Consider the following 1884-nt stretch of genomic DNA (forward strand, 5'->3'; position numbering starts at 1 on the left):
TCCTAGCGCCGGAGTTCGTGGGTGAGTGCTTCGAGTTCGTCGCCGCCGGCCATTTGCTGGGTGAGTTCTTCGAGGCTGATCTCGTCGAAGGTGCAGTCCAGCTTCTGCCGGCCGCGGTTGAGGAGCACGAAGTGGTCACCGACCATGTAGGCGTGGTGCGGGTTGTGGGTGATGAACACCACCCCGAAGCCCTGTTCCTTGGCGGCGGAGATGTAGCGCAGCACCATCCCGGACTGTTTGACACCGAGGGCGGCGGTGGGCTCGTCGAGGATCAGGACGCGGGCGCCGAAGAAGATCGCCCGGGCGATCGCCACGCACTGGCGCTGACCGCCGGAGAGCGAGCCGATGGGGGCGTCGACGTCGGGCAGCTCGATGCCCATCTTCGACAACTCCGACATCGTGGTGGCGCGCATACCGTTCGCGTCGAGGGACTTCAGCGGGCCCTTGCGCAGTTCCTGGCCGAGGAAGAAGTTGCGCCACACCGGCATCAGCGACACCACCGCCAAATCCTGGTAGACGGTGGCGATGCCCTTGGACAGGGCCTCCTTCGGGGAGTCGAACACGGTGGCCTCGCCGTCGACGAGCAGCTCGCCCTCGCTCTGCTGGTGCAGCCCGGCCATGATCTTGATCAGGGTGGACTTGCCGGCGCCGTTGTCGCCGAGCACACCGGTGACCTCCCCGGCTTTGACGCGCAGGTTGATGTCCTGCAGGGCGATGATGTTGCCGTACTGCTTGCCGACGTGTTTCAGCTCGATCAGCGGGATCTTTTCGCCCCCACCGGGTTCGGTATCGACGGGCATCTGTTCGATGGTACTCATACTGGTCACCTCTTGGCGGCGTAGTTGCGGAAGGCGTTGTTGGCGATGACCGCGAACAGCAGCATCGCGCCGAGGAAGAACTTGAACCAGTCCGGGTTCCAGCCGGCGTAGACGATGCCCTGGTTGGTCATGCCGAAGATGAACGCGCCGATCGCGGCGCCGATCGCGGTGCCGTAGCCGCCGGTGAGCAGGCAGCCGCCGATCACCGCGGCGATGATGTAGAGGAACTCGTTGCCGATGCCCTGGCCGGATTGGACGGTGTTGAACGAGAACAGCAGGTGCATGCCGACGAACCAGGCGGCGAACCCGACGGTCATGAACAACCCGATCTTGACCCTGGTGACCGGGACGCCGATGGCGCGGGCGGAGTCCTGGTTGCCGCCGACGGCGAAGATCCAGTTCCCGATCCGGGTCTTGAACAGCACCCAGGTGGCGATCGCGGTGAACAGCAGCCACCAGATCACGGTGATCCGCACCGACACCCCGGCGACGGTGAAGGAGGACGCGAACACCTTCTTCGCCGAGTCGAAACCCTGCATGTCCGAGACGGAGGGGGTGGCGACCTGCCCGGTGATCAGTTTGGTGACCGCCAGGTTGATGCCGGTGAGCATCAGGAACGAGCTCAGGGTGATCAGGAAGCTGGGGATCTTCGTTTTCATCACCAGGTAGCCGTTGAAGAACCCGACCGCGAGCGAGACCAGCAGGGCCAGGGCGGCGCCGGCCCACAGGTTCAGGTGCAGGTTGTAGGCGATCATCGACGCCGCCAGCGAGCTGGTGGTGACGGCGACGCCGGCGGAGAGGTCGAATTCGCCGCCGATCATCAGCAGCGCCACCGCGCAGGCCATGATCCCGATGGTGGAGGAGGCGTAGAGGACGGTGGCCAGGGCCTCGGGGCTGCGGAACGGGGGTGCGACGATCATGAAGAAGACGAAGATCGCGATCGCACCGAACAGGGACCCGATCTCGGGGCGGACCAGCAGACGCTGCAGGCGTTTTTGCTCCTTCACCCGTTCGTCGTGGACGACCTTGTGACTGGCAAGGTCCAGATCTTGCTGTGTGGACATGA

2 protein-coding genes are annotated in these 1884 nt (G+C 64.6%); both read right to left on the bottom strand.

The genetic code is table 11. From position 1 onward, the window contains the following. Positions 1 to 2 precede the first annotated feature (2 nt). Positions 3 to 818: an ATP-binding cassette domain-containing protein gene (locus P3H15_RS53695; protein ID WP_276144774.1), complete on the bottom strand. Its 816-nt coding sequence runs from the start codon at positions 816 to 818 to the stop codon at positions 3 to 5. 5 nt (positions 819 to 823) lie between these two features. Then, entirely contained in the window at positions 824 to 1882 is a 1059-nt protein-coding gene (locus tag P3H15_RS53700) for an ABC transporter permease (protein ID WP_276144775.1), read from the bottom strand. Positions 1883 to 1884 lie beyond the last annotated feature (2 nt).

Source organism: Rhodococcus sp. T2V (assembly GCF_029269925.1).
Classification (GTDB): domain Bacteria; phylum Actinomycetota; class Actinomycetes; order Mycobacteriales; family Mycobacteriaceae; genus Rhodococcus_F; species Rhodococcus_F koreensis.